The sequence below is a fragment of the Brevibacillus sp. SYP-B805 genome (assembly GCF_011059135.1).
Taxonomy (GTDB): domain Bacteria; phylum Bacillota; class Bacilli; order Brevibacillales; family Brevibacillaceae; genus Brevibacillus_F.
In genome coordinates this window covers 21,042-47,578 of the sequence record NZ_JAALGD010000015.1, presented here as the reverse complement: position 1 = coordinate 47,578, position 26,537 = coordinate 21,042, and the positions used below count along the sequence as shown (strand labels likewise).

At 56.6% G+C, this 26,537-nt stretch carries 26 protein-coding genes; 12 read left to right on the top strand and 14 right to left on the bottom strand.

The features are described from left to right. Window positions 1–152 precede the first annotated feature (152 nt). Entirely contained in the window at window positions 153–521 is a 369-nt protein-coding gene (locus tag G3578_RS16885) for a VOC family protein (RefSeq protein WP_165214147.1), read from the bottom strand. A gap of 195 nt (window positions 522–716) precedes the next feature. On the opposite strand from G3578_RS16885, the gene G3578_RS16880 reads away from it, so the two are divergent. Together G3578_RS16880 and G3578_RS16875 are read left to right on the top strand one after the other, a co-directional pair. Continuing rightward, complete coding sequence (locus G3578_RS16880; protein ID WP_165214146.1) at window positions 717–1,664, top strand: AEC family transporter; 948 nt, start codon at window positions 717–719, stop codon at window positions 1,662–1,664. 210 nt (window positions 1,665–1,874) lie between these two features. Then, window positions 1,875–3,569: a methyl-accepting chemotaxis protein gene (locus G3578_RS16875; protein WP_165214145.1), complete on the top strand. Its 1,695-nt coding sequence runs from the start codon at window positions 1,875–1,877 to the stop codon at window positions 3,567–3,569. 123 nt (window positions 3,570–3,692) lie between these two features. Here G3578_RS16875 and G3578_RS16870 read toward each other — a convergent pair whose 3' ends face one another. After that, window positions 3,693–4,202 carry a hypothetical protein gene (locus G3578_RS16870; RefSeq protein ID WP_165214144.1) on the bottom strand — a complete coding sequence of 170 codons (510 nt, stop codon included), beginning with the start codon at window positions 4,200–4,202 and terminating at the stop codon, window positions 3,693–3,695. 211 nt (window positions 4,203–4,413) lie between these two features. Beyond that, on the bottom strand, window positions 4,414–4,821 hold the full coding sequence (locus G3578_RS16865; RefSeq protein WP_165214143.1) for a VOC family protein: 408 nt from the start codon (window positions 4,819–4,821) through the stop codon (window positions 4,414–4,416). Window positions 4,822–5,030: 209 nt separating this feature from the next. On the opposite strand from G3578_RS16865, the gene G3578_RS20970 reads away from it, so the two are divergent. Beyond that, complete coding sequence (locus G3578_RS20970) at window positions 5,031–5,786, top strand: stalk domain-containing protein (protein ID WP_241254681.1); 756 nt, start codon at window positions 5,031–5,033, stop codon at window positions 5,784–5,786. A 110-nt stretch (window positions 5,787–5,896) separates the two neighbouring features. Here the strand turns inward: G3578_RS20970 and G3578_RS16855 are convergent, their stop codons facing one another. Together G3578_RS16855 and G3578_RS16850 are read right to left on the bottom strand one after the other, a co-directional pair. Beyond that, complete coding sequence (locus tag G3578_RS16855) at window positions 5,897–6,316, bottom strand: GNAT family N-acetyltransferase (protein ID WP_165214142.1); 420 nt, start codon at window positions 6,314–6,316, stop codon at window positions 5,897–5,899. Between the two features lie 81 nt (window positions 6,317–6,397). Continuing rightward, window positions 6,398–7,564 carry an MFS transporter gene (locus G3578_RS16850; protein WP_165214141.1) on the bottom strand — a complete coding sequence of 389 codons (1,167 nt, stop codon included), beginning with the start codon at window positions 7,562–7,564 and terminating at the stop codon, window positions 6,398–6,400. Window positions 7,565–7,695: 131 nt separating this feature from the next. Here G3578_RS16850 and G3578_RS16845 point away from each other — a divergent pair, with 131 nt between their 5' ends. The 6 genes from G3578_RS16845 (at window position 7,696) to G3578_RS16820 (ending at window position 15,050) form a co-directional block, all read left to right on the top strand. Next, window positions 7,696–8,091, top strand: coding sequence for a hypothetical protein (locus tag G3578_RS16845; RefSeq protein WP_165214140.1), 396 nt, complete (start codon window positions 7,696–7,698; stop codon window positions 8,089–8,091). Continuing rightward, window positions 8,088–8,282 (top strand): YqgQ family protein, encoded by a 195-nt coding sequence (locus tag G3578_RS16840; protein WP_165214139.1) that lies wholly within the window; start codon window positions 8,088–8,090, stop codon window positions 8,280–8,282. The genes G3578_RS16845 and G3578_RS16840 overlap by 4 nt, the downstream gene beginning before the upstream one ends. 140 nt (window positions 8,283–8,422) lie before the next feature. Then, window positions 8,423–10,432 carry a transketolase gene (gene tkt, locus G3578_RS16835; RefSeq protein WP_165214138.1) on the top strand — a complete coding sequence of 670 codons (2,010 nt, stop codon included), beginning with the start codon at window positions 8,423–8,425 and terminating at the stop codon, window positions 10,430–10,432. A 178-nt stretch (window positions 10,433–10,610) separates the two neighbouring features. Next, the gene (locus G3578_RS16830; RefSeq protein ID WP_165214137.1) at window positions 10,611–13,148 is read left to right on the top strand and encodes a PBP1A family penicillin-binding protein; all 2,538 of its coding nucleotides are present in this window, start codon (window positions 10,611–10,613) and stop codon (window positions 13,146–13,148) included. A gap of 126 nt (window positions 13,149–13,274) precedes the next feature. Beyond that, the gene (locus G3578_RS16825; protein WP_165214136.1) at window positions 13,275–13,625 is read left to right on the top strand and encodes a hypothetical protein; all 351 of its coding nucleotides are present in this window, start codon (window positions 13,275–13,277) and stop codon (window positions 13,623–13,625) included. Between the two features lie 210 nt (window positions 13,626–13,835). Further along, entirely contained in the window at window positions 13,836–15,050 is a 1,215-nt protein-coding gene (locus tag G3578_RS16820; RefSeq protein ID WP_165214135.1) for a hypothetical protein, read from the top strand. Here G3578_RS16820 and G3578_RS16815 read toward each other — a convergent pair. The 3 genes from G3578_RS16815 to trmB all read right to left on the bottom strand — a co-directional run bounded on the left by G3578_RS16815 (window position 15,047) and on the right by trmB (window position 17,835). Continuing rightward, window positions 15,047–16,498: a L,D-transpeptidase family protein gene (locus G3578_RS16815; protein WP_165214134.1), complete on the bottom strand. Its 1,452-nt coding sequence runs from the start codon at window positions 16,496–16,498 to the stop codon at window positions 15,047–15,049. The genes G3578_RS16820 and G3578_RS16815 overlap by 4 nt on opposite strands. Window positions 16,499–16,781: 283 nt before the next feature. Continuing rightward, a complete protein-coding gene (locus tag G3578_RS16810; protein ID WP_165214133.1) occupies window positions 16,782–17,048 on the bottom strand; it encodes a late competence development ComFB family protein in 267 nt (88 codons plus the stop codon). A gap of 145 nt (window positions 17,049–17,193) precedes the next feature. Beyond that, window positions 17,194–17,835 (bottom strand): tRNA (guanosine(46)-N7)-methyltransferase TrmB, encoded by a 642-nt coding sequence (trmB, locus tag G3578_RS16805; RefSeq protein ID WP_165214132.1) that lies wholly within the window; start codon window positions 17,833–17,835, stop codon window positions 17,194–17,196. A 500-nt stretch (window positions 17,836–18,335) separates the two neighbouring features. Here trmB and G3578_RS16800 point away from each other — a divergent pair, with 500 nt between their 5' ends. Further along, window positions 18,336–18,830, top strand: a complete 495-nt coding sequence (locus G3578_RS16800) for a C40 family peptidase (protein ID WP_165214131.1) — start codon at window positions 18,336–18,338, stop codon at window positions 18,828–18,830. Window positions 18,831–18,905: 75 nt separating this feature from the next. Here G3578_RS16800 and ilvD read toward each other — a convergent pair whose 3' ends face one another. The 3 genes from ilvD to G3578_RS16785 all read right to left on the bottom strand — a co-directional run bounded on the left by ilvD (window position 18,906) and on the right by G3578_RS16785 (window position 21,865). Then, window positions 18,906–20,582, bottom strand: a complete 1,677-nt coding sequence (gene ilvD, locus G3578_RS16795; RefSeq protein ID WP_165214130.1) for a dihydroxy-acid dehydratase — start codon at window positions 20,580–20,582, stop codon at window positions 18,906–18,908. A 227-nt stretch (window positions 20,583–20,809) separates the two neighbouring features. Further along, a complete protein-coding gene (locus tag G3578_RS16790) occupies window positions 20,810–21,091 on the bottom strand; it encodes a hypothetical protein (protein WP_165214129.1) in 282 nt (93 codons plus the stop codon). Between the two features lie 15 nt (window positions 21,092–21,106). Continuing rightward, window positions 21,107–21,865, bottom strand: coding sequence for a YheC/YheD family protein (locus G3578_RS16785; RefSeq protein ID WP_165214128.1), 759 nt, complete (start codon window positions 21,863–21,865; stop codon window positions 21,107–21,109). 185 nt (window positions 21,866–22,050) lie between these two features. On the opposite strand from G3578_RS16785, the gene G3578_RS16780 reads away from it, so the two are divergent. Beyond that, window positions 22,051–22,521 carry a PaaI family thioesterase gene (locus G3578_RS16780; RefSeq protein WP_165214127.1) on the top strand — a complete coding sequence of 157 codons (471 nt, stop codon included), beginning with the start codon at window positions 22,051–22,053 and terminating at the stop codon, window positions 22,519–22,521. 66 nt (window positions 22,522–22,587) lie between these two features. Here G3578_RS16780 and G3578_RS16775 read toward each other — a convergent pair whose 3' ends face one another. Further along, window positions 22,588–22,965 carry a hypothetical protein gene (locus tag G3578_RS16775; protein WP_165214126.1) on the bottom strand — a complete coding sequence of 126 codons (378 nt, stop codon included), beginning with the start codon at window positions 22,963–22,965 and terminating at the stop codon, window positions 22,588–22,590. A gap of 175 nt (window positions 22,966–23,140) precedes the next feature. Here G3578_RS16775 and G3578_RS16770 point away from each other — a divergent pair, with 175 nt between their 5' ends. After that, window positions 23,141–23,914 carry an inositol monophosphatase family protein gene (locus G3578_RS16770; protein ID WP_165214125.1) on the top strand — a complete coding sequence of 258 codons (774 nt, stop codon included), beginning with the start codon at window positions 23,141–23,143 and terminating at the stop codon, window positions 23,912–23,914. Window positions 23,915–23,945: 31 nt separating this feature from the next. On the opposite strand, the gene G3578_RS16765 is transcribed toward G3578_RS16770, so the two are convergent. Beyond that, complete coding sequence (locus tag G3578_RS16765; RefSeq protein WP_346774027.1) at window positions 23,946–25,160, bottom strand: cysteine desulfurase-like protein; 1,215 nt, start codon at window positions 25,158–25,160, stop codon at window positions 23,946–23,948. A 118-nt stretch (window positions 25,161–25,278) separates the two neighbouring features. Beyond that, window positions 25,279–26,517 carry a hypothetical protein gene (locus tag G3578_RS16760; protein WP_165214123.1) on the bottom strand — a complete coding sequence of 413 codons (1,239 nt, stop codon included), beginning with the start codon at window positions 26,515–26,517 and terminating at the stop codon, window positions 25,279–25,281. Between the last annotated feature and the right edge of the window lie 20 nt (window positions 26,518–26,537).

The following is a 26,537-nucleotide window of genomic DNA, read 5'->3' as shown; positions in this document are numbered from 1 at the left end:
CCAGATGTTGAGCCCCCTGCCCGCGTCGCGTTTCGGTACGGGCACGGCCCACTTCCCGCGGGTCGTCAAGAGAGCGAGCGGGAACCGTCACCCATGATCGACAGACTTTGTCTGCACACTGGGCCCGGGGCATCACCCCGGGTTTTCTGATATCACGACGATGCGTCAGGGTTTACCTCGGACACTCCAAATAATAGACCCTGGGGATCAACACAATACGCGAAATATCCCATTCCAGGGACAGCAGTTTTGGGTACAACCACTTTCCCGCCGTTCTCAACGACTTTGTTGAGATATTCATCAACAGAAGGGACTTCAATAGAGATTGTGGTTCTTGTTCCACCATCAGGAGACTTCATCAAGCCGCCATCTATGCCAGGTTTATCGCTCTCACCCGTTGTAATAAACCAATAATCATGACCAACCATCTTTTCAAATTTCCAATGAAAACAATTCGTGTAGAACTGAATGGCTTGTTCAGGATTTGGCACTTGAAACTCAAATCGCAGGACCTTTCCCATATCCACCCTCCTCCAAATCTTGCCTTTTTACAATAACAAATCCTATGACTTTGCTCAATCATGCTGCCCGTCAGGCGTTTGTCTCCTTTACAATGGGTGAAAGAGATGGCATCTTTTCAATATTCCGACAGATAAGGTATACTTCAATGTATATTTGGCTGCAATCGCACCAGGAAACCGACGGAGGATACGGACGTGGAACTGACGACACTGCTGACGTCGATCGCCGTGATGGCGGTCATAATCGGGATTGGGGCCTTGATCGGCATGCGCCTTCCGCTCGGCGGCGACTCCCGCCAGCTGCTGATCATGATCATCGTCAATGTGGCGATGCCCTGCATCATTCTGGACGGCATTTTTCAACTGCCGATTGATCGGTCGCTGCTGACCCAGATCTTTGCCATTTTTGCCATCGCCATTCTGTTTACCTGTATGGGCATTTTTCTCGGCTGGCTGGGGGCCAGGATGCTCCGCCTTCCCGCCAGCCAGGCGCGGCAGTTGGCGATTCTCTCCGGTTGCGGGAATACCGGGTTTATCGGGATTCCCCTGTGTGCCGCCCTGTTCGGCGCAAAAGGAGCTTTGCTGGCCGCCGTGTTTGATGCGGGACTCGATTTTACCATCTGGACGCTGGGCGTCATGCTTTTGCAGGAGAAGAGAAGCTTTTCTCTCAGCGGGTTGCGCTCGATGGTTAACATTCCGATGTTTGCCATCCTGGGCGGGTTAACCATCGCGGTGATCGGCTACCATCCCCCGGAGATCGTCAGGCAGCTGACCGGAACCCTGGCCAAGCTGGCTTCACCGCTGGCAATGATCTATATCGGCATGCTGATTCCCGCCCTGCTGAAAAACAAGAAACGTGTGCCGCTGCCGGTTTTGGGGCTTCCCCTCGCGCTGAAGCTTTGCGTCTACCCGCTGCTGGCGGCCGCGCTGCTCTGCCTCTTTCCGCTGGACGGAGACCTGGCCCACATCATTATCATCCAAACCGCCATGCCGACCATTGCGATGGCTTCGATCCTGTTTGCCCGCTATGCCGCCGATGAGGAGATGGGGGCGATGACGACCGTTTTCTCCACATTGACGGCGATCGCGACGATTCCGGTTGTCGTATTGATGGGCAATCTGATGCTGCAGCAGCTACCTTGACGGCATAGAAGTTCATCTTGCTTAAAAAAATGGAAATGTTTACAATAGAAGCAGTCGTACAATCCTACATATTTTGACAAGGGTGTCAAAAGGTAGGGACGTTGAGCACGGGCCTGCGGCGGCACTGCGGCTGGCCGGACAGCATGCTGCACCCCTTTTGCCAGTGATGGAAGCAAAAGGGGTTTTTTGTTGGCAAGGAGGGGGAAACAAATGAGAATCGCAACAAGGCTGAAGCTGACAAGCGGTCTCGTCGCGCTGTTGTCCATCCTGACGATCGGCAGCATTTTTCTGCTTGATGTCAGCTTTCGCGAACAGCGGAACGCCGTAGTCAGAAAAGAGGAGTTCAAAAGGCTCGGCGATGAGCTGATGGCGTCGGTGGTATATTTGACCGAGGAAGCGCGTCAGTATTCCATTTTCGGCGAACAGGAGCATTATGCCAACTATCAGCGCGAAAAGAACGAGACAAAGACGAGCGAACGGGTGATCAAGAGGCTGACGGAACTGAACGCTCCCCAGGAAGAGATCGACCTGCTCAAGCAGGCGATTGCCCATCTGAAGGAAGTGGAGGCGCAGGAGGAAGAGGCGTTTCGGGCCGTGCAGGAAAAAAATCTGCCCAGCGCCCGCCTGCTGGTGTTCGGCAGCCTGTACAAGGAGAAGCAGAAGAGGGTGCTTGATCCGATCAAGCAGTTTCAGGAGACGATCAATCAACGGGCCGAAAGCGAAGCGGATGCAGCGATCCGCAGGTTTGAACTGATTTCCTATGTGACGGCGGGCATCACTATGCTCTTGATCGGCTGCGTGTTGACGACGTTCTTCCTGCTGTACCGCAAAGTGACCAAGCCGTTGTCCGGAATAACCGATGTCGCCAATCAGGTGGCTTCCGGCAATCTGCGGGTGGCACAGCTGGACAGCCGGGGAAACGATGAGATTGCCCAGCTTTCCCAGGCGGTGAACGGCATGGTTGTCAATCTGCGCCAGTTGCTCGAGCAGGTATCCGTAACGACCGAACAGGTGGCGGCTTCGGCCGAAGAGCTCTCCGCCAGCATGGAACAGACCACCGACACAACCAACCAGATCGCCTGTTCCATCCAGGAGGTGGCGCGCGGTGCCGAAACGCAGCGAATCGGTGCCGAAAAAGGGGTCCACACCATGCAGGAGCTGTCCAACGGCATCCAGCGGGTGGCAGAGACTGCGGCCGTTGTTGCGGAAGCTTCCGAGCTGACGGCGAGAGAGGCCGAACAGGGCAATGAAGCGATCCAGCAGGCGGTCGGCCAGATCAAGCTGATTCATGATGCCGTCAGTGATCTGGCATCGGTGATACGCGTGCTGGGGGAACGTTCCCAGGAGATCGGCCTGATCGTGGAAGCGATCAACAGCATTTCCGCCCAGACCAATCTGTTGGCCTTGAACGCCGCCATCGAAGCGGCCCGGGCCGGCGAGCACGGCAGGGGCTTTGCCGTGGTGGCGGACGAGGTGCGGAAACTGGCCGAGCAATCGCAGGAGTCGGCCGGACGCATTACCGCGCTGATTGCCATCATTCAGGCAGATACCACGCGGGCGGTCGAAGTGATGGATACCGGTTCAAGGGAAGTGGAGACCGGCATGCGTGTCGTCGAAAAGGCGGGTGCTGCCTTCGACCGCATTTTGCAGGCGGCGCAGCGGGCAGCCGCCCAGGTGCAGGAGGTGAGCGCGGCTGCCTCCCAGATGAGTGCCGGTTCCCGCCAGGTAACGGCTGCAGTCGACGAGATGATGCAAATCGCGGTCGCAACGGAAGAGAACGCCCGCATGGTGGCCGCGGCGTCCGAAGAACAGCTGGCCGCGATGGAAGAGATCGCGGGTACGGCGGATTCGCTCAGCCGCATGGCGCAGGATCTGAATGACGCGATCAAAAAATTTGCCGTCTGACACGTACAGCCCGTATCTTGCTGGAAGATACGGGCTGTCGGAATCATTTTTGGCGTGAGCCACCGTGCAGCGGAAAGGAAAAGTGGAGGAGCAAAAACAAAAACCATTATGCTTTGATAATGGTTACAAATTTTTATCTTCATCTTTTGACGATTCTACCACGTAAGCTGCCTCTTTAGCAGGGAATGCTTCTTGTAGTGTTAAATATATACCATGTATATCAGTGGCATATTCAAATCGATACCCAGATTCATATTTGTCAAGATATTCTTGAGCTTCAGTGATGATTTGCTTTTTTCTTTTGTCAATGAATTTTACAAGCATTTGATAATACGGGTCTTTATCAGTATGAAACTTTTGCAAAAATTCTTTCCTTATAGGAAACATTTTTATGTAATGTAACCCGTGCTTGCGTCCCTTGCTTGTCGATTTTCTTGGAGGTAAGGGGAAATATTGCTCTCTTGGTGTTGTGCTTGAGATATTCGATCTTAATGGTATAGCAAAATCTTGTCTTTTCCCATTGTACTTTAATTTGACTATAATTAAATAGGGTCTTCTGTTAGAGTTTTCTAATAACTCTTTGTCAAAAGAGCACAGTTTAAAAAAGTCATTAGAAACAGAAGCAAATTTCATTCTTACCTCCATAAAAAATTCCCTCATGCTACTGAGGGAATCCGCTAAACATACGAGTGAGTGATATTCTACGTATTAACGACCCCGTCACTCCCGGAGGTCAAACACACTCATGAACAATATTCTCTGTTTTACTTCTCCGTTGTTCACGGGGAAGGAGATAAAAATCTCAATACGATAATATCTTATATTACATAATATTGTCAATATCTCACTTTGTCAGGTTTAATTGCCATGAAACACCGTATTTGTCTGCAACCCAGCCAAACTTTTCGCTGAATGGATACGCTGCCAGCGGCATGAGAACGGTACCGTCTTCTGACAACGCCGCAAAGAGCCGATCAATCTCCTCTTCCGTATCACATGTTACATACAATGAGATGGCAGGAGTAAATGTAAACTCATGCTTCACGCTGCTGTCTATGCACATAAACTGTTCACCTTTTAGTGAAAACAGGGCATGCTTCACCGTTCCCTCCACTCCGCCCTCATTTGCTCCATACCGAGTGATGCTGATGATTTCTGACATGTCAAACAAAGAAGTATAAAATTTCATTGCTTCTTCCGCCTTCCCGTCGAACATGAAAAACGTGGTAATTTTTTGATTGGCATTTGCCACTGCAACCTTCTCCTTTCTAACATGCAAGAACAGCACTGTGATGGAGTGTGCGTTCCCGTTTGATTATGCTTAAAGTCTTATTCACAGTATTCTCAAAAACCTGCTCGTTATTTTCCGATCCGTGAAAGGCAATGCTGGATTACTGAAACATTTTTGGCGGCGGCTGCGTCCATGCAGATAGAATGTGCCAAGGGAAAGGGATGTTGACAATGAACAGACAGGCAGCATGGGCATTGGTTCTGGGCGGGCTTTTCCTCTTCAGCCAGCCTTCGATGGCAGCATCGGGCATACAGGTGAGTTTTCAGCAGCAGGCAGCGGTGTTGAAATCCCCTCCGCTCCTTCTGAACGGCCGGATCCTGGTGGCGGCAGACGACCTGGCTCGCCTGATAAACGGCAAGCTGTCCAGCGACAAGGAAACGGTTACGGTCACCTTGAACGGCCACTCCTTCACATTCAGGGTAAACAGCAGTGAAGTGCGGACCGACCGCTGGCAGAAGATCGATCAGGGGGCTGTCCGCCAGGGAAACATCGTCTATATGCCCCTGCGCTGGATCTGTGAACAGCTGGGGCTGCAGGTCACATGGAATGCAGCGGCCCACCGGGTGGAGCTGGATAAAAAGGGGGAGACAGACACGTTCGTTATGGTGGAGATGGGAACGCTGAGCGCGGAGGAAAAGGCGTTCGTCAATCAGGCAAAAATGACCACAGGCATCCACAGAATGGGGAATCTGTATGTCATCGCGCGCGGGGCGGTTCCCAACCCCGGTTATGGCATCCGGATCGTCAAGCAGGAGATGAGCGCGGAACAGTTGAAGGTGTATGTCCAGCTTACTTCTCCGGAACCGGGCAGGATGTATCCCCAGGTGATCGCTTATCCGTATGTCGTCGGCAGGGCGGAATTGGCCCCCTACACGACGATCCAGTTTATCGATGTGAAGACAGGGAAGATGCTGTTTCAAGAATAGCCTTCTCCCATACTGGAAGCGTTGTTGTTAACGTGATAATGCCGCAGGTATATGCCTGCGGTTTTTTTGCAAGGAAGCGCCGCCCGAGTGCGGTTCCGACTTCCGGAATGTCAGTAGCGTTTGTACATGCCCACGGAACGGGGGGCGGTTGGCTGGAAGCCGAATTTCTCATAAAGCTGATTGGCCGGAACATCGGCAATCAAGCTGACGTAGGCGGTCGGATGGGCGTGGGTGTCCAAATAGTGCATGAGACGCTCCATGATCAGCTTGCCCAGCCCCTTGCCCTGGTGTGCGGGCATGACCGCAATATCCACGATCTGATAAAAGCAGCCGCCGTCACCGATAATCCGGCCCATCCCGACAGCCGAATCGTGATGGTAGATCGTGACGGCAAACAGGCTGTTGGCAAGGCCGACTGCAGCCGCTTCCGCCCGCTTTTCACTTAATCCTGCTTCCCTGCGCAAACGCAGATACTCATCTACGCTGGGTGCCTTATCCACCACGCGATACGTTTCATAGCCTGGATTCATGCGGTCCTCCGTTCTCCCTGGCATGCGGAAAGCATCCAGGTATGTTTTTCCATACGGGTGATGATCTCACCGTTCTACAGGTTAACAAGCCTGCGAATTCCCCAGGTCTCCGCTGCGGGTGCGGAAGAGGATTAGGATCAGCAGAATCAGCACGGCGCCCAGCACAAACGGCGCGTTTGGAGACCAGCCATACAGCGCCCCGCCGGCAAGCGGCCCGAGAATGCGGCCAAGGCTGTCCATCGAGCCCATCGTCCCGGTGGTTACCCCTTGGCCCTGCGTCGTCCGCTGGGTAATCAGCGAGGTGGCGGTGGCGCGGATCATCCCCTGCCCGGCGCCGAAGAGGGAGAGATTGAAGGCGAAGCTCCAGAACGAATCGGCCAGCAGGATGGACGCAAACCCGACGGCATACAGCAGAAGGCCGAGCGACAAGACGTTGGGTTCGCCCCATTTCCTGACCATCCTGCCGATCAGGCCCCCCTGGACAATCGCCGCGATCACGCCCATGACCAGAAACATGTAGCCGAGATCCCGGGAGGTCAGGTGATACCGGTCATGGATGTACAGGGCGAACGTGGTCTCCAGCCCGGCGAAGGTGAAGGAGACGACAAACAGCACGTTGTACAGCATCGCCATCGATCCGAACAGGGCGACCAGCGGATTATCCCGTTTGTCGCGCTTCCCGGCACCCCGTTTCCCGGGCGGCAGGCTTTCGGGCAGTACGGCGGCGGCGAACACGAGGGTGACCAGCGCGACTATCCCCGCAGCGAAGAACGGATAGGTCAGGTGTTCGGCGCTGAGCAGCCCGCCGATCGCGGGGCCCAACACGAAGCTGAGCCCCACCCCCGCCCCGATCATGCCCATCCCTTTTGCCCGTTCAGCCGGAGGGAGGAGGTCGGCTGCCATCGCGGTGACGGTGGGGATGGCGGCCGCCGACACGATGCCGCCGATGATCCGGTAGCCGAGCATCTCCGCGTAGGTCGTGGAGAGACCGAACAGGATAAAGGTGACGGAGAAGCCGAAGAGTCCGAACAGGATCAGCGGCTTGCGGCCAAACCTGTCGGACAGCGCTCCCCAGATGGGGGAAAAGAGAAACTGCATGATATTGTAGCTGGAGAACAGGATGCCGATCTCCAGCGAGGTAGCGCCGACGCTTTCCGCAAAATAGGGCAGAATAGGGATGATCATGCCAAAGCCCAGCATGATCAGAAACATGGTGGCAAAGAGCAGGGCAAGCGGTTTCTTTTGCACGAAAAAAACCTCTTTCTTCCGGTTCGGTGAGGGAATTCTTACCTGTTTTCAACCTTACGTGATGGTGCCGAGGAAGTCAAGCCGTGCTATAATGAAGCGGCGATTCCCTACACAAGGTGGTGATGCAGTTCATGAAACCGTTTGTTTGCTATCTCGCCTGGCAGGAAGATGACTGGCTGGACGAGGTGTTGGATTATTTTCCCCAGGTGAATGCGACCGTTCCAACCGCCAAGGCATGGGCGGCGGTCACGGAAGAGCGGATGCGGGCCGGCTTGGAACGGGCTCTCGTCATCCTGAACGTGGCGGGAGAAAAGGAGAAGAGCATGGCGTTTCTTCAGCGGCTGCAGGCGGAGGGGGCCTTTGCGGATGATCCGCTCTACCTCGTCGGCGTCGCCCCGGAAGAAGCGGAGGAGTGGCAGCAGCGTTTCCCGCGCGCCAGCGTGATTGTGATCACCGGCCATCCTTTCGAGTTCGACTATGAGGCTGTCTTCCGGCAGATGGAGGCGGCGCTGGAGGGAGCGTCGTGAACAGCGGTGGTTTTGATCTGCGGGCGCTCTTGAAGCGTTTCGGCATCGTCATCTATACGGGGGATCGATTGGGCGATCTGCTCCTGATGGAGGACGAAATCCGGGAACTGCGGCAGATGGGCCTGATCGACGGCGATGAGTTTGTGCAGGCGATGGCCGCATTGGCGGCGGAGAAAAGCAAAATCCAATGAAAACGCGCGCGGGGTCTTGACGCCGATACATGCTGCGGCAATGCGGCGATTGGCGGATGAATCTCGCTAGATACGCTGCTCGGAAACTATGGTATAATCGAACGTTGATATGACATAACTCGCAGGGAGGATCTTCGTTCATGACCACTCAGTCATTATCTGTTGACCAACTCGCGATCAACACGCTGCGGACGCTGGCGATCGACGCGATCGAGAAGGCCAATTCCGGCCACCCGGGGATGCCGATGGGGGCGGCGCCGATGGCCCACGTGTTGTGGAGCCGTTTCATGAAGGTAAACCCGCAAAATCCGGGGTGGATCAATCGCGACCGCTTCGTGCTGTCGGCCGGACACGGGTCGATGCTCCTATATGCCATGCTGCATTTGATGAAGTACGATGTTACGCTGGAAGATTTGCACAATTTCCGCCAGTGGGGCAGCCGCACGCCCGGCCATCCGGAATACGGCCACACCCCGGGCGTCGATGCCACGACCGGACCGCTTGGACAAGGCATTGCGATGGCGGTAGGCATGGCGATGGCCGAACGTCACCTGGCAGCCACCTACAACCGGGACGGACATGACATCATCGACCACTACACCTATGTGATCTGCGGGGATGGCGACCTGATGGAAGGCGTGTCGGGAGAAGCCTCCTCGCTGGCCGGCCATCTGAAACTGGGGAAACTGATCGTTCTGTACGATTCCAATGATATCTCGCTTGACGGCGAATTGAGCCGCTCCTTCTCCGAGAACGTGGCCCAGCGCTATCAGGCATACGGCTGGCAGTATCTGCGCGTGGAAGACGGCAACGACCTGCAGGCGATTGAGGCGGCCATCGCCGAAGCGCGTCAGGATCTTGACCGGCCGACCCTGATCGAAGTGAAGACCACCATCGGCTACGGCAGCCCGAACAAAGGGGGCACCGCCGCTTCCCACGGAGCGCCGCTCGGCAGGGAAGAAGTGAAGCTGACCAAGCAAAACTATCAGTGGCCTCATGAAGAGGAATTCCATGTGCCGGCGGAAGTGTCCGCCTACTATGCACGGCTCGCCGAAGAGGGCGCCAAGCGGGAAGCGGAATGGCACGAACGCTTCGCCGCGTATGCCAAAGCATATCCGGAACTGGCGCAGCAGTTCCAGGCAGCCGCCAAAGGCGAACTGCCCGCAGGCTGGGATCAGGAGCTTCCAAGCTATGAGGCGGGCACCAAGCTGGCCACCCGCGCCGCATCCGGCAATGCAATCAATGGCCTGGCCAAGCGTGTTCCCTACCTGATCGGCGGTTCTGCCGACCTGGCGCACTCCAACAACACCCTGATCAAAGACGGGGGCAACCTGCTGCCGGGTACCTACGGGGGACGCAATATCTGGTTTGGCGTGCGGGAGTTTGCGATGGGGGCGGCCCTCAACGGGATGGCGCTGCACGGCGGCCTGAAGGTGTACGGCGGGACATTCTTCGTCTTCTCCGACTATGTGCGCCCGGCCATCCGCCTGTCGGCCCTGATGAAGCAGCCGGTCATCTACGTGTTTACGCATGATTCCATTGCGGTCGGAGAAGATGGGCCGACGCATGAGCCGATCGAGCATCTCGCCTCCCTGCGTGCCATGCCGGGTCTCACGGTATTGCGCCCGGCCGATGCGGTCGAGACCAATGAGGCGTGGCGCTATGCCATCAGCCGCACGGATGAGCCGGTCGCGCTGGTGCTGACCCGCCAGAACCTGCCGGTGCTCAAGGAGACGCTGGAGAAAGCGCGGGACGGCTTCACCCGCGGGGCCTATGTCCTGAAAGACGCGGCGGACGGCAAGCCGCAGCTGATCCTGTTGGCGACCGGTTCGGAGGTATCGCTCTGCATGCAGGCGAGCGAGGTGCTGGAAGGAAAGGGCATCGCCACCCGCGTAGTCAGCATGCCGAGCTGGGAGCTGTTTGAACAGCAGCCGCAAGCTTACAAGGATGAAGTGCTTCCGCCCAGCGTCAAGGCGCGCCTGGCTGTAGAAATGGCGATGCCGCTCGGTTGGGAGCGTTATGTGGGCGATGGGGGCGCCGTCCTTGGCATCGACCGCTTCGGCGCATCCGCTCCGGGTGAGCGCATCATGCAGGAATACGGCTTTACCGTGGAAAATGTCGTAGCCAAAGCGGAAAGCCTGCTGAAATAATGATGGAAAGGAAAAACCTGTCTCCTCGCGCGGGGGGACGGGTTTTTCCCTTATCCGGGCGTCTGTGGTATGATAAGACCTTGAAGGTTCATCAATCTTCTCTCCTTCCCGAAACTTTTCAATACGAAGAACCGTCTAAAAAGCGCGGGGAGAGAGGAAAGAAACCAGGAGGTACACCATGGCTAAAGCCAAGAAATCCATCAAGAAAAAGAACCGATGGCTCATGCTGGTCATCTCATTTATGGCATGTTTGATCTTGAGCGTGTTTGGCGGCTATTTTGCCCTGCTGTATGCCGGCGCGCAAATGATCGATAAGAGCAAGCTGGAGGATATGAAGAAAGACCCGTCCGTCATCTATGACAAGGACGGCCAACCGGTCTACACGCTGAATGCAGTGGAAAATCGCGATTACATTCCTTATAACAAAATTCCCAAACACCTGATCGAGGCATTCGTGGCGGTGGAAGACAAGCGCTTTTTCGAGCACAACGGCGTTGATCTTGTCCGCATCGCCGGTGCCATCCTCAAAGATTTTCAGGCCGGTTCGGCCAAAGAGGGCGGCAGCACCATTACGCAGCAGCTCGCCCGCAACGTGTTTCTCTCCCAGGAGAAAACGTTCTGGCGCAAGACCAAAGAGGTAAGCATCGCCATCAATCTGGAGCAAAAGTTCTCCAAGGAACAGATCATGGAGATGTATCTGAACAAGATTTACATGGGAGAAGGGGTCTATGGCGTCGAAATGGCGTCCAGACTCTATTTCGGCAAGTCGCTGCTTGACCCCGACCCCAAGAACCAGTTAACCCTGGCGGAGGCGGCAGCGCTGGCGGCCATTCCCAAAGCGCCTTCCTACTACTCGCCGTTCAAGGACCCTGCGAAGGCCAAGGAACGGCGCGACACCATCCTGCGGCTGATGTATGAGCAGCATTACATCACCCTGCAGGAAAAAGAGGCGGCGCAGAAGGAACCCCTGCCCGTTAACACCGGCAGAAGCGTGAACGACAACAACAGCCAGTATCGCGCCTACGTCGATTACGTCCTGCGGGAAGCCAAAGAGCTGTATGGCGTGGATGAAGACATGCTGTACCGGGGCGGCTGGAAAATCTATACCGCCATGGATAAAAAGATGCAGGATGCCATGGCGGAAGCGTTCGCCAATCCGAAAAATTTCCCGAAAGACGGCCCCCAGCGGCAGGTACAGGCAGGGATGATCGCCCTCGATCCGAAGACAGGCGGCATCGTGGCGATGATGGGCGGACGCGACTACAAGGCCAAGGACTTTAACTATGCGGTGGATATTGAGCGGCAGCCCGGCTCTTCCTTCAAGCCGCTGGTGGCGTACGCCCCGGCGCTGGATATAGGAGGCAGGTTCGACAGTATCTATGCCGGGCTGAGCAACCAACTGCAGGATTTCAACGGCTACAAGCCGCGCAACTACAACAACCAATACAGCGACAAGGTGCCGATGTATGAGGCGTTGATCAAGTCGCTGAACGTGCCGCCGGTCTGGCTGCTGAACGAGATCGGCATCGAAAACGGCATGGAGTATGTGCGGAAGTTCGGCATTGAACTCAAACCGGAGGACCGCAACCTGGCCATTGCGCTGGGCGGACTCAGCACGGGCACCTCTCCCCTGAAGATGGCCCAGGCATACACCGCTTTTGCCAATGGCGGTGTCAGAACCGACGCCCATGCCATCACCAAGATCGAGGCGGACCACATCGGCTTCCTCGAAACGGCGAAAATCAACCAAACCACGGTGCTGAAGCCGCAGGCGGCCTGGAACATGCACACCATGCTGCGCTGGGCGGTGGAACGGGGCACGGGGAAAGCCGCCCGCATGGATCGTCCGGTCGCGGGGAAAACGGGGACGACGGAATCCGGCATCAGCAGCCGGACGACGGACAACAAGGACGTCTGGTTTGTCGGATACACGCCCGAGTATGTGGGGGCGGTCTGGATGGGCTATGACGTGGAGGACAAACAGCATATCCTGCGCAACGGCAGCGATATTCCGGCCAAACTGTTCAAGAAAGTATTCACCGAAGGCTTGAAAGGCCGAAAAGTGGTGGAGTTCGAACGGCCCGATGGGGTTCAGGAACCGGAGAAGCCGCAGGAGAGCCAGCCGCTGCAGCTGGCCGCCGACATGACGATGGAGAACAACGAGCTGAAAGTGGTGCTGAGCTGGATCGGGGGCGAACCCGGCACATCCGCCTATGATGTGTACCGGTTCGTGGATTCCGTGGAATCGCGGGAACTGATTGCGTCGGCATACACGGACACCGTCTACGTGGATACGATCAAAGAGCCTCTCCCGTACAAGTACATCGTTGTCCCGCGCGATGCCCAAGGAAACGAAGGCACGCCCTCCAACGTGGCCGAGATCGACATGTCCCATCTGCAAAAGCTGCTGGAGGACGGGGCGCTGCACAACGATGAGGATCTGCCCCAGGACGGCGTGGAGCCGCAGCCGGGAGAGAACGGGGACGAATCGCCGGACAATCCGGATAACCCGGACAACCCGGATAATCCGGACAATTCGAATAACCCGGATCAACCGCAGGAACAAGAGCCGCCCGCGTCAGGCGACATCACGCCGCCGCCCGATATTCCCAGCGATGGCGAAGGGCAAAAGCCAAAGGAAAAGAAAGGCCGCTCGTCCGGGAAGGAGAACCCCGTGGAAGGTCCTTCGGACGGGGAGACGGGCGGCAACGGATAGCATCCGGTTATTCCGCTGCGCTAGACCAGTTATCTGCTATTTATGAATCACCGCCCGCATGGTACAATGAGTCATAAGATGTGTTGCCGGATGGTTTGGGGAGATTAGCTACGGGAGGGAATAGCTATGGCTGACCGAGTGATACAGGATTTGAACCGGTTTTTTCTGGAAAAGGTGGAACAGGCGAAAGTTTCCTTCGAGCGGGCCCTCGATTGCAAACACACGGAATTTGATGACTTGTACCCATATATGAATGAACAGCCGCAATTTTTCTGGTACAAACGGTATGTGGCGTGGGCGGAACTGCTGACGGTGGTGAAGCTGGCGGAAGAGCTGGACATCGATTGGACCGTCGCCTTCACCGGACAGCAGGTGGAATTCATCAGGGGCAAAGTGCTGCAAGGCAAGGTGCTGGATCACTGGCATCCCGAAGAAGACAACCAGCAGGAAGAAACGTTAAGCCAATTGGAAGAATAATCGAAAGGCAGTGAACCGCGGCAAGGTTCACTGCTTTTTTTCTTACACAAGATCGCACACAGGTATAGGTTTGGGCCCCGACCGGCGCAGAGAGGACCCCGCTCGGCACAGCGATAGCTAGCGCCGAGTGGGTGAAAGCATTTTCCCGTAACCTTTCCCAAGGGTTCACCGTCTAAAAAGGAAAGATGCGAGGACGAGGGGGAATCCGGATTGCGCAAGAAGAGTACGATCCTGCAGCTCATGCTGTGCACGCTGATGCTGGCCGCTCCTGGATGGAAGGCCGAAGCGGCAGCAGACAACGCCGGGGAGTATCAATTCAGCTATCGGGTGGAACCGGGCTGGAAACAGAACATCCTCATCACCAGTGACATCGTCACGATCACGAACCCCCAGCCGGATGAGATCGCGGGAAAAGGCATGTATCCCATCGAAAGCTATCTGCAGGGGAGGGGCACACCCGCGTGGGATCAGGCCGCCATCACCCGTTTCGCCTTTTCGAAACAAGGGTTTCTCCTGCAGCTGTACAACCTGACCATGCCGCTGCCCCCCGTCTATCAGGAAGGATACCGGCCGGAGGAGATGGAGAAGGCGATTGCCCGCACAGAGCCGAACTCGCCGCAATGGCGGGAGCTGCAGGCCGTGAAAGCCAATAAGCAGTTGCAGGCGCGCATCCAGGCGCTGATCGATGCCGGATACGTCAAACCGGAAGAGATCGACGACGGCTGGGCAACCCGTGCCTTTGTCGCCCGGGTGCTTTACCGGATGTTTCACGAGGCGCTTCCGTACCAAGGGAGCATCTCCATCCTTGACACGCCGGATGCAGCCGTTCGCTGGGCCGTGGAAAAAGGGCTGCCCGGTTTTGAGCCGGATGCTGCGGGCAGGGTTTATGCGTCCGCGCTCCTGTCGAGCCCGGCAGGCCCGCATGATACGGTGGACGGGAAAACGTTCCAGGCGCTCTACGATACCATCCGTTATCTCTTTCCGTCCAAAAGAACGGAGACCGGCTGGGCCTACTACGCTCTGAGCTTCAGGCAGCCGCCTGCCTGTAGCGATTGCGCTCTTCTCGTCAACGGAAAAGCAATAGAAGCCTTTCTGCACGATCACCCCGGCGCGGCGCAGGATCCCCGCTTCCAGACGGGATGGCAGGCGACGAAGGCGAAGCTTGCGGCGGCGCTTGCGGCGGAATTGCCGAAGCTGTTGGCCGAGCGCAGGGAAGATTTGAAAAAGCCTCTGCTCCGGGATTGGCAGCGGGACGTCCTGCTGCATCCTGATTTTCAACCGGCGATCGCGGATTACCGCCGGACACGGAGCGATGCGGCGCTGACGGCGGTTTATCAGGCGATCCGCCAGCATTACCGCCTCACGGTGCGGCAGGATTCCCCGCTAGTGGTCAAAAGCGTGCTGGAGAACAGCCCGCAGCGCTAGTGCAGCCAGCGATAGGTGACAAAGGGCGTTTCTTCCTCCCTGCCGGCGGGAAGCGTGTAGCGGAAAGGATTGGACCAGTTGGATACGGGAGCCGGCTTCGCGGAGATGATCACTTCCGTCCCCGGCGTGACGAAGGAATACAGCTCTTCCACGTCGGCGTTGTGCAGGCGAATGCAGCCGAGGGAGACCTGTTTGCCGATGCTTTGCGGATTGTTGGTGCCGTGGATGGCGTACGCGTCCGTGTGAAAGATCATGCCGCGCGTGCCGTAAATGTCGTCGTGGCCGCGCGGATGGTTGATCTTGCGCGTGATCGTGAAATAGCCCTCCGGCGTCGCGGCACCTTTTTTGCCGATCCCGATGGGGTACCGGCGCACCGGATGCGGACCGCTCATGAGGGTCATGCTGTAGGAGGATTGGTTCACCAGGATTTGCAGCGGTTCGAGCGGGACGGCCGGTTCCGGGTAGTCGGCAAGCGGCAGCACATCCCGCAGGCTTGCCCATGGTTCGGCAGGGCGGAACGCTTCCGGGAAGTAGGACCAGGCGGCAGATGATCCGGACGCGCTGCCTGCGGCGGTTGCTGGCTGCGGGATGGCGGGCAGCTCGTTGGACGGATAGGCACCGGCCAAATCCGCCAGCTTCCCGGGCAGCCGTCCGGTACGCTGATAGTGGCGGTAAAGGGCATTGCGCAGGATGAGCACCTGCTCCAGCCGCTGCTGCTCCGCACGGAAGGCCGTCTTCGCCGCGTTGACGTACGGCACCTGATCGCAGGCGCAGCCGGTGGGATACCACTGCTCAGAAAGGATCGATTGCGTCGAGGGATCGTAGCGCAGCACCCCCTTCACCTGGGCGGGGCGGTAAAACAGGAGCGGCGTGAAAAGCGGAATGCCGGGGGTTTCCGGCAGGACAATCAGGGTGTAGGGCTGGGAAAGCGTCGGGCGGCGCCCCAGCAAATAATTTTTGACCTGCTCGCGCGTGGTTTCGATGGAGAGGGCACCGGGAACGGCAATCACTTCAGTATGGTTTACATACGCGTGCGCTGCCGCCGGAAAAGCGCTTGGCTGCTGCGGACGTTGAGCCGCAGCATCGGTTGGGCGTTCCCCGACGGGCGACTGCGGAAACAGCAGAAAGATCCCCAACAGCGCCAGGGAGATGACGCGGCGGCGCAGCCGGTTTCGAAGCGTCTCCTTTTTTTGTTTGCGCAAAAGGGCATGATAAGCTTCCCGCGCCTCTTCCTGAAAAGCGTCCGGTTTGCCGTGCAGCGCGCGGCGATACGCTTCCCGCGCTTCCGCCAGCTGTCCGCGCCGTTCCCATTCTTGTCCGAGATGAAGCCATCCAGCCGCCTCATCCGGAAACTGTTCGGTAAAATAACGGTAGAACGCAAAATCATTTTGCGTTGGATTGCGATGAAAGAAGGCGATTTTTTCCTGCAGAAACCGGGCTTTGTCCACTGTCTCTCCCCCCTACAGGTGATATCGGAAAGCAATGGCAGTCATGTTAGCTCGGCGGGGCGGTTGCGATGGAAGGACGGCGCGTCCGTCCGTTTTGTACAAGCATATGACCTGTTTCTTGCGCCTATGCTTTTTGCAAAGAGAGGAAGACGGCAGAGGGAGCGGTCCATGTCCGGGGAGATCGGGCAGCTTGCGGAGGCATGGGAAAAGGCGAAGATGGTCTCGCGGGAGGAAGGGGGAGGATTTCAACGGCAGAGAACCGGCTGCGATGGGGAAACGGGAATCAAGCGTGATGCGGGTTCTTGCCCACCAGATCGGCCGCGTGGGCCAACTCGCGCACGACATCAGAGCGCAGCTGGGTGTTTAGCAGCAGCGTCTTGATATAGACTTCCCCCATTTTGCTGGTGACATATTTCGGCTGCAGGCGGTTTAAGGCGATGACCTGGATATCCAGCCTGCACTGTTCGCATGTGCAGCTGACGGGATAAGAGTGTTGAAAATCTTCAAACAGCTCTTTCACAATGGGTTCCATTGCGTTGATCATTGCCATCATATCGACTCCTCGACAGTAAGGAAATAGATACCATAAACATATCACACCAAAGCAGGAAACAAAAGACACAACATTGTATCTTTTGTGAGAGAGTGAGAGAAAGACGCCTTCGTTCGAAGAAAAGAACGAAGGCGTCCGCTTTTTACGGCAGAAAAATGGCCTCGGTTCGGTAGATGCGCTGCCCGCGCAGCGAAAAACGTTCCTCATACTCGGTCATCACATTTTCCTCGGCAAAGGGAGAGCGGTGCAGGTCAAACGTGATGTGGCGCAGCCGGAATCCTTCCTCGCTGAACTGGTTCAACGAGAACTCGAACAGCTGCTCATTGTCGGTTTTCAGATGGATTTCGCCGTACGGTTTCAATACCTGCTTGTACGCTTGCAAAAACGACGCATAGGTGAGACGCCGCTTGTAATGCCGTTTTTTCGGCCAGGGATCGCTGAAATTCAAATAGATTCGCTCGATTTCGCCGGGTGCAAACAGATCGGTCAGCTGTGCGGCGTTATGCTGCACAAAGGCGAGATTGGGAACCGGTTTGCCTTCCGTTCGTTGCGCCGCCCGATACACCACTTCCGCCTTCAATTCGACGGCGATGTAGTTGATCTCCGGATGGCGGGCCGCCATCGTGGTGATAAAACGGCCTTTGCCGCAGCCGATTTCGAGGTGAATGGGATGATGATTGCCGAAGCGCTCCTGCCAGCGACCTTTGTGCTGGGCGGGATGTTCCACATAGGTAGGATATTGCAGCAGGGCTTGTTCGACGCCCGGAATATTGCGTAACCGCATGACAGCCTCCTCAAACATGAACTTGTACATAATGGTTTCGATTCTGAATGATGGTTGTCCCATCCCGCAATCGTACCAATGTTTATGATAAACTGCAACGGATCAACGGAAAAGAGATGAACCCGATTTTCCCCTCAGGCGGGGAGTTCGGAACCGTTTGGATTCCGACCGGCTTTTCCCAGAACTTTCCCCTGTCGGAGGGGATTTTTTCCTTTTTGAACGGCTCAAAACGGCGAGCTGCGCCGATATCGCCGGAATGTACTGGCTGAAATTGGCAGATGGCTTGGTAGTTGATGGAAGGATTTAAACCGAAGCATGGTCGGGATCGCCAGCGATGCCGGGGCTGATCGTGTCAACCGGAAACCCCTTCCATGCCGGGAAAACGGCACTGGAAAAAGTTTGGTAACAAAAATGCCCGAAGCAGATGGTAGAGTAGGGGACGTGAACGACAAAGCCGGACAAGCCGGCACCAAAAAGGTAAAAAGGAGGAGTTATCCATCATGACACTGCAGAAAAAAATGTTGAGCGCACTGCTTGCGATGGCCTTTACCGTGACGGGGCTCTCCTTGCCCGGGCAGCCGATCGCTTCCGCCGCTGCTTCGACGGCTCAAAGCTCCGCAGCCAATCAAGTGATTGCAGTGGGGATGAAATATATCCACACTCCTTATAAATTCGGTTCCAGTTCCAAAACGACCCGGACATTCGATTGTTCCTCGTTCGTCCAACGGGTGTACAAAACCATCGGCATCCAACTGCCGCGCAGTTCCCGCCAACAATCCAAGGTGGGAACAACGGTCAGCAAAAGCAACCTGCAGGTGGGAGATCTGATCTTTTTCCGCAGCTACGGCAGCAAATCTAACCGTATCACGCACGTAGCCATTTATGCCGGAAACAACAAAATCCTGCATACCTACGGCAAGCCGGGTGTCACATTCAGCACCTTCCGCGGCACATCGTGGGAAAAACGCTTTGTGACGGCGAAACGGGTCCTGTAAAAGGTGTGAAGCAGGGAGATAGCGAAAGGCACCGCGCCATTGACGCGGTGCCCGTTTTTTCTCTCTTAGATTCTCTTAGATTTTCATGACGCCGCCCATGCTGGCGTTGGTCACCAATTTGGAGTAACGGGCGAGGTAGCCCGTTTTTACTTTGGGTTCAAACCCTTCCCAGCTGGCCTGACGGCGTGCCAATTCCTCGGGGGAAACGTGCAGGTGGATGGAGCGCTCTTCGATATCGATGCTGATGATGTCGCCGTCACGGATGAAGGCGATGGGCCCGCCTTCTGCGGCTTCGGGGGATACGTGCCCGACGCAGATGCCGCGCGAAGCCCCGGAGAAACGGCCATCGGTAATGAGCGCCACCTTGGTGCCCAGTCCCATCCCGACGATCTGGGAAGTGGGGGCCAGCATCTCCGGCATGCCCGGTCCGCCTTTTGGCCCTTCATAACGGATGACGACCACGTCTCCTTCCTTCACCTTGCCGTTCGCCAGGCCTGCCAGCACCTCTTCCTGGGAGTCAAAGCAGACAGCCGGCCCTTCATGCCGCTTGATGGAGGGATCGACGGCCCCCGTCTTGATGATCGAGCCCTGCGGTGCGAGATTGCCGTAGAGCACGGCCAGCCCGCCTTTTGCGCTGTATGGATTGTCGAGGCGGCGGATCACCTTGTCGTTCGTGATTTCCGCATCCGCGATGTTTTCCGCCAGCGTCTTGCCCGTCACGGTAATGCGCTCGGTGTGCAGGGCGCCCGGTATTTTGGACAGCTCCTTCAGGATGGCGGAGACGCCGCCCGCATTGTGGCAATCTTCGATGTGATAATCGGAGGCCGGGGCCAATTTGCACAGATACGGGATGCGTTCGGCAATCTGATTGATCCGTTCGATCGGGTACTCGATCCCCGCTTCGTGGGCGATCGCCAGCGTATGCAGCACCGTGTTGGTGGAGCCGCCCATCGCCATGTCGAGGGCAAACGCGTCATCGATGGCTTCCAGCGTGACGATATCGCGCGGTTTGATATCCTTTTCGATGAGATGCATCAGTTTCCGGGCGGCTTCTTTCACCAGCTCGCGCCGCTCCGGGGAGACGGCCAGAATCGTCCCGTTGCCGGGGAGGGCCAGGCCCAGCGCTTCGCTGAGACAGTTCATGGAGTTGGCGGTAAACATGCCGGAACAGGAACCACAGGTCGGACAGCCGTACTGCTCCAGCTCCTGGAGCTGCTTGTCATCGATGATGCCCGCCTGATAAGCCCCTACGCCTTCGAAGACGGACGAGAGGGAGATGGAGCGGCCATCGCTCGTTTTGCCCGCTTTCATCGGACCGCCGGAAACAAAGACCGTCGGAATGTTGACGCGCAGGGCGCCCATGATCATGCCAGGCGTGATCTTGTCGCAGTTGGGGATACAGATCATGCCGTCGAACCAGTGGGCGGCCACCACCGTTTCCAGGCTGTCCGCGATAATCTCCCGACTGGGCAGGGAATAGCGCATCCCGATATGGCCCATGGCGATCCCGTCGTCCACGCCGATGGTGTTGAACTCAAAGGGGACGCCGCCCGCTTCCCGAACGGCCTCCTTGACCAACCGGCCGAATTCCTGCAGATGGACGTGGCCGGGAATGATATCTATATAGGAGTTGCAGATCGCGATAAACGGTTTGTCAAAATCCTCTTCCTTGACACCGGCTGCACGCAGCAAGCTGCGGTGCGGCGCGCGGTCAAAACCCTTCTTGATCATGTCGCTGCGCATTTTTGCCATTGGTATGGATTCCTCCCTCGTTACCCCACGTTTTTGAACTATCTTACCATTGTCCGGCAAAGGGAAACAACCATAAAAATCTGAACATTCGCTCAGTGCTGGTCGTCAAGAGAACGAGCAGGAACCATTACCCATGACATAACGATCCTTGCATACACATGAAAGGCCACTCCCGTGAGTTGAGAGCGGCCGCGGCAGCGGGCTTATTTCCTTTCAAAACCGAATTGTCACTCATTGAGCTTGTTTTTGATGTCATCGAGCTGGCTTTTGTCAAACCTGCTTGCGCCGATTTGCAGTAACTTCGTAAATAAATTGGAGGAAGACGTCTCCTGCATCAGTTCCTTCAACTGTTGGAGATGCTGGTCGATTTCCTCATCCGTATAGGTTTTTGCCGATACTTTTCCAGCTTGAACCAGGATGGATCGCAAGGTTTCATCGTCCAGCAGTGCATCTTGCGGCACGCTTTTAATCAGGGCGATAATCTTATCGATACTGCTATCCATACTCATCGTCCATCACTCCTCTTATCGATATGCCTGGATAGTCTGATACATGGTTTTATCTTCGAGTTCCAGAAAGATATAATCATCCGGCCGGAAATTGGCTTCAATGATCCACAGCTTCCCCTGCATGTCGAAACACATGTCAAAACCAATCACGCCAATATTGGGATAATGCTGTTGAAGACGTTCTACGGCCAGCAACGCTACCTGATCCAGTTCGGATAACAGCGCGTCCTGTGAAAGGGTGTGGAGGGAGGAGCGTTGAATGGCCGTCTCGACGGGCAGGATGGTTGCCCCCAGATTGACGTTGGTGATGGCGTAACCATCGGCTGCCAGTTTTGCAAGTTTGCCGGTCACTTTCCATGGCGAACCGTTTTTGCGCTGTACCATCACCCTGATGTCAAAGGGGCGCTGCTCGATCTCCGCGATCGCAATCCGATGCTGGATCAGATAACTTTCGGAGAGGATCTTGTTTACCTCGCTGCTGTCCACAAAGGAAGCAAATTCCTTCAAGATGGTTTGGGTCAAGCAGGAAAAGAGATCATCCCTGTTCACGGATTGTTTGGTCAATTTCTCCTGGATGATAAAACGGTCGTCCCCTGCGGAAAAGACGAGAATGATTCCGGCCCCTCCACTCCCTGCGGCAGGTTTAAGAATGACGGCATCTGTTTTGGAAAGCATCTGCCAAAGGGTTTCCTCCGTCAGCAATCGTGTCTCGGGCAAATAGGCATGGATCCTGTGATCTTCACGGAGAATACAATATCGTTCCCATTTGTGCATCCTGAACTCCATCCCCTCGGTTTCATTCGACAATCCTTTCGCTTTGACGAGAAGGTAACATTAACTTATGACAATACCGGAAAAGATGACACGACGGGGACACCAAAAAAATACATTCACAACAGCCAATCATGTAAAATGGGATACAATGAGAAAAAAAGAAGACCAAAAGGGAGAAACAACAGATGATGAAAGAAATCGGAGAGATTTGGGAGAACGGCAGCGAAGAAGAACGGGAAATCCTTTCATTGGCCGTACAGGCGATCCGGCAGCGGAGGGAACGCAAAAGCGCGTTTATCTCCGGGTTCCTGGGGTTGAAGGGACGCTTTCTGGATGAGCGGACCTATCAGTTTATCGTGCCGGTCACCTCATTTATGCATAATTCGCTCGGGGTGGTCCATGGCGGCATCCTGGCGACGCTCATCGACTCGACGATGGGATCCCTCGTCAATCGCTCGCTGCCGGAGGGGGAATACGGTGTCACAACGGAACTGAAGACCAATTTTCTGCGTTCGGCGCGAGGCGGCAGCCTGCGCTCCGAGGCGACCATCCTGCACCGGGGGCGGACGCTCATCGTCTGTCAGGGCAGCGTCTATGATGAGTGGGACAAGCTTGTGGCCCATGCAACGGCCACGTTCATGGTTCTGCGCAAATGAGAAAAGCCGCTGACGCATCGGGCTGCAGGCAGCAGAAGGCGCCGGAGGCAATCGGCTGAAGGAGGTTCAGGGGATGACGTGCAGCCCGCTGTACTGGGCAATATACGGCAGCATTTTCCTTGAGAGCGGCACGATGAATTCCGCATTCTCCTTCTCCGTAATCCCTGACCGGGTCACGACGCGGACCCATTTCACCACCAGTTTATAGTAATCGGAGCCGAACTCGGCACGAATCAGTTCATGCTTGTGCCGGAACGTAATGGGCTGGGTATCCAGCTGGAAGGGGATCAAACTGACGATGTCATGCAGGAACAAGTGATAGGTGACATGGGGTTTGAAAAACACCAGCTCCTTGCTGGTTATCGATGTGCCAAGGCTCCGGTTCATCTGGGTCAACTTCAGTTCGCCTTCCAGGTGCTTGAGCCGGATGAAATCGCTGTTCATCTGCGAACCCTCCTTTCTGAAAGTCGGGTGGTCTTTTTATCATAGTCACTCGCGGAGGGGAGCGCAACGGATATTTTATGCAATCTTCATGTTTCGCGCCTTGATCTGGCCCGCGATGTCCGGTACGATGAGTGGGGTAGTCGAGGACGTTCTAGGGAAAAGGAGCAGGCCATCCATGATTGAAATCGCCAAACAAGCGGCGCTGGCCGCCGGCGCCTATTTGAAGGAGCGGTTCACCGAACAGCTGATTCCCGATCTGGAATCGCACAACGATGTGAAGCTGCCGGAAGACAAGGAGAGCGAGCGGCGCATCATCGAGGTGCTCCACCGCCATTTTCCGACGCATACCATCATTTCCGAAGAGATCGGGGAAGTGAAGCGGGAAGACGAATATCTCTGGATCGTCGACCCGCTGGACGGGACCAACAATTATTTTATCGGGTATCCGTACTTTTCAGTCTCGATCGCGCTGCAGCATCAAGGGGAGATCGTGCTGGGCGTGGTTTTCAATCCCGTATCCGATCAGCTTTTCTGGGCGGAGAAGGGGAAAGGGGCCTGGCTCAACGGGAAAAAGCTGGCCGTAAACGGCCGCGCCGATCTTTCCCGGGCGGTCGGCACCTACATTCGCGGCCGGGATTCTGTCACCAAGGAAGAGGAGCTGGCGCTGACCCGACCGTTTTTCCTGCAGACCAAGCGGCTGATGCGGACGATTGCCCCTGCGCTGGATTGGTGCCTGCTGGCACACGGGTGGATCGACTATGTCCTGTTCCACCGCTCCAACCTGATGGATGTGGCGGCGGGCATCCTGATTGCCCAAGAGGCGGGGGCTCTCGTTACCGATTGGCAGGGGGAGCCGTACCGCTCTCAGCCTTACGATCAGGAAGATTTGCCAAGCCTGTTGGCCACCAATGGACCGCTGCACGACGAGATTCGCCGCCTGCTCGATTGAGCGGGCGGCGAATCCTATTCGGCGGGGTTTTTTAGCGGAGCCGGCCGATTGCTTCCGCGAGACGATCCACTTCCTCCTCGGTGTTGTACATGGAAATCCCGACGCGAACCAGGCCTCCCTGGGACTCCAGGCCGAGCGATTCGATGACGGACATGGCGTAGAAGTGGCCGCCCCAGACGAAAAAGCCCTGCTCCCCGAGCAGCCGCGCAGCGTCCGGCGCTTGGACCCCTTCTACGGCAAAGGAGAGCGTGGGCGCGCGCAGGCCCGTGCCGAACGGCTGTCCGTAGACGGTTACATGCGGCAGGGAGGAAAGGGCGGCATACAAGCGACTGGCCAACTGCTCTTCGTGCGCATGGATGCGGTTCATGGCATCCACGAGGCGTCTGCGCAGGCCGTCTCCTTCCCCATAGGAAGCGATGTACTCCACCGCAGCGGCGACACCCGCCAAAGCGGCGAAGTTGAGCGTGCCCGTCTCGATCCGGTACGGCGCTTCATCCGACTGCGGCCGCAGCTTGTCGGTGGGCAGCTGGTCAAGCAGCCCGGGACGCGCATAGAGAATCCCGACATGAGGACCGTAAAACTTGTACGCCGAGCACAGCAAAAAATCGGGATCAAGGCTTTGCACGTCAAGGGGGAAGTGGGGCGCATAGTGGACGGCGTCGACGATCAGCCAGGCCCCGACCTCGCGGCTGAGCCGGCGGATCAAGGGGAGATCGTTGACGGTGCCGAGCGCGTTGGATGAATAGCCGACGGCCACCAGCTTCGTGCGGGAGGAGAGCTGCGCCCGCAGGTCATCCAGATCGAGCCGGCCGTCCTGCGTCATCCGCACATTGCGCACGACGGCGCCATGCTCGGCCAGACGAAGCCAGGGACCCCGGTTGGCTTCATGGTCAAGGGCGGTGACGATCACCTCATCGCCCGGCCGGATGACCCGGGAGATGGCTCGCGACAGGGAGAAGGCCAGCGACGTCATGTTGGCGCCAAAGGAGACGGTTTCCCCGGAAACCGCTCCCAGGAAAGCGGCCATTCTCTCGCGCGTGCGGTCGACCGTTTCATCCGTTTCCCGGCTGGTGACGAAGGGGCCGTGCGCATTGGCGTTGCTGGTCACATAGTAATGGGTGATGGCTTCGATGACCGCTCGGGGAACCTGCGTGCCGCCGGGGCCGTCGAAATAGGCGGCGGGCTTGCCGGCCACCATGCGTTCAAGCGAGGGAAAATCCGATCGGCATTCGTGCAGTTGTTTCACCTGTGCATCCCGTCCTTTTTCGAAGTGTGAAAAGTGCGACACTTCACAGGTTCGCCTTTTTTGCAAACTCTCCTGCCAAACAAAAAAAGATGGCCCTGTCCGGGCCATGTCGATGCGGTTACGGGGTGATGCCCATGGGCTGGGACATCTTTTGCTGATGCAGGGCGAACTCGATGAGGGGACGCAGGAAGCCGTTTTCCCCGAAAGACTTCAGCTTGGCCGGATCGGCCTGCAGCTCCTGCAGCGAAACCGTCTGATCGGCGCCCGGCAGCGGGAAGGAGGTCGCCTTGCCGTAGTTCCACATGACTTGGTCGGCCGCAAAGCCAACGGTGAACGGCTGGGCTGCCGGATCATGCTTGTCGGCAAGCGTGACGCTGAATTTGCTGGTTTTGCGAACCGGCAGCTTGTTGGCGTCGATATACCAATCGATAGTCCAGGTAAGGGACTGGATTCCTTCTGCCTTCATCATGTCGACCAGTTTTTCCGGCGTATAGGCTTTGCCTTCCGTTTCCAGCCACTTCTTCAGCGATTGCAGACCGAGGTTTACCGTTGCCTCCGCCTGGGCGCGAATCTGGTCGGGCGTGGCTTTTGTACCGTTCGGATCGCTTTCCTGGGCAATGGTTCGGAACAGGATGAGCATGTCAACCGCGTAATCCTTTACGGCGGGGTTCGCCGGTGCATCCCGCAGGATGTACAGCGCCAGCTGGGCCAGCTCTTTGGCATCGAGGGTTACGGCGATATGGGTGGTCTCCACGCTGCCGCCATTTGGCAGGTTCACGGTCACGTTACCCAGATTCTTGGCCTGCTCCAGCTTGTAGGCAAACGTCGTCAGATATTTTTGCAGGAAAGAGAAGGTCAGCTCGTTCATCTTTTTCTGCAGCGCTTTCAGCGCCTCCGGGGAGAGGTTCCCTTTCCCCGCCAGCGCGGACATGTCGTTTTTCAGCTGCAGATACTTGCTGTCCTGCGGGGTTTTGACATACACTTCACCGTCGTTGATCAACAGTTCCAGTTCCACGTCGTCCCTTTGGTTAGCGGGCAGCAGCCCTTTGTCGCGCAGGAGCTTGGCATCTTTCAGTTCGAGCAGCAGTCTGGCCTGCTCCAGGCTTTGCTGCGAACCCTGCAGGACGACACCGGCTTTCAACGCGTTCAAGACGGTGGACAGGTTCTCATCCTTCTCAGCGCCGACAAGAGTCAGCAGCTTGTCCGGTTCCCCTGTCAGCTGGAAGCTGCCTTCATAGTCATAATTCGGATTGTTCAACGACGCGATCACGGCGTCTTTCACCAGCGCGGCTTCTCCCGAGCAGCCGGTGAGCAGCAGCATGAGGGCAAGGAACAACATTCCCCACTTCCGGATCATCGTTTTCTCCTCCTTTTTTC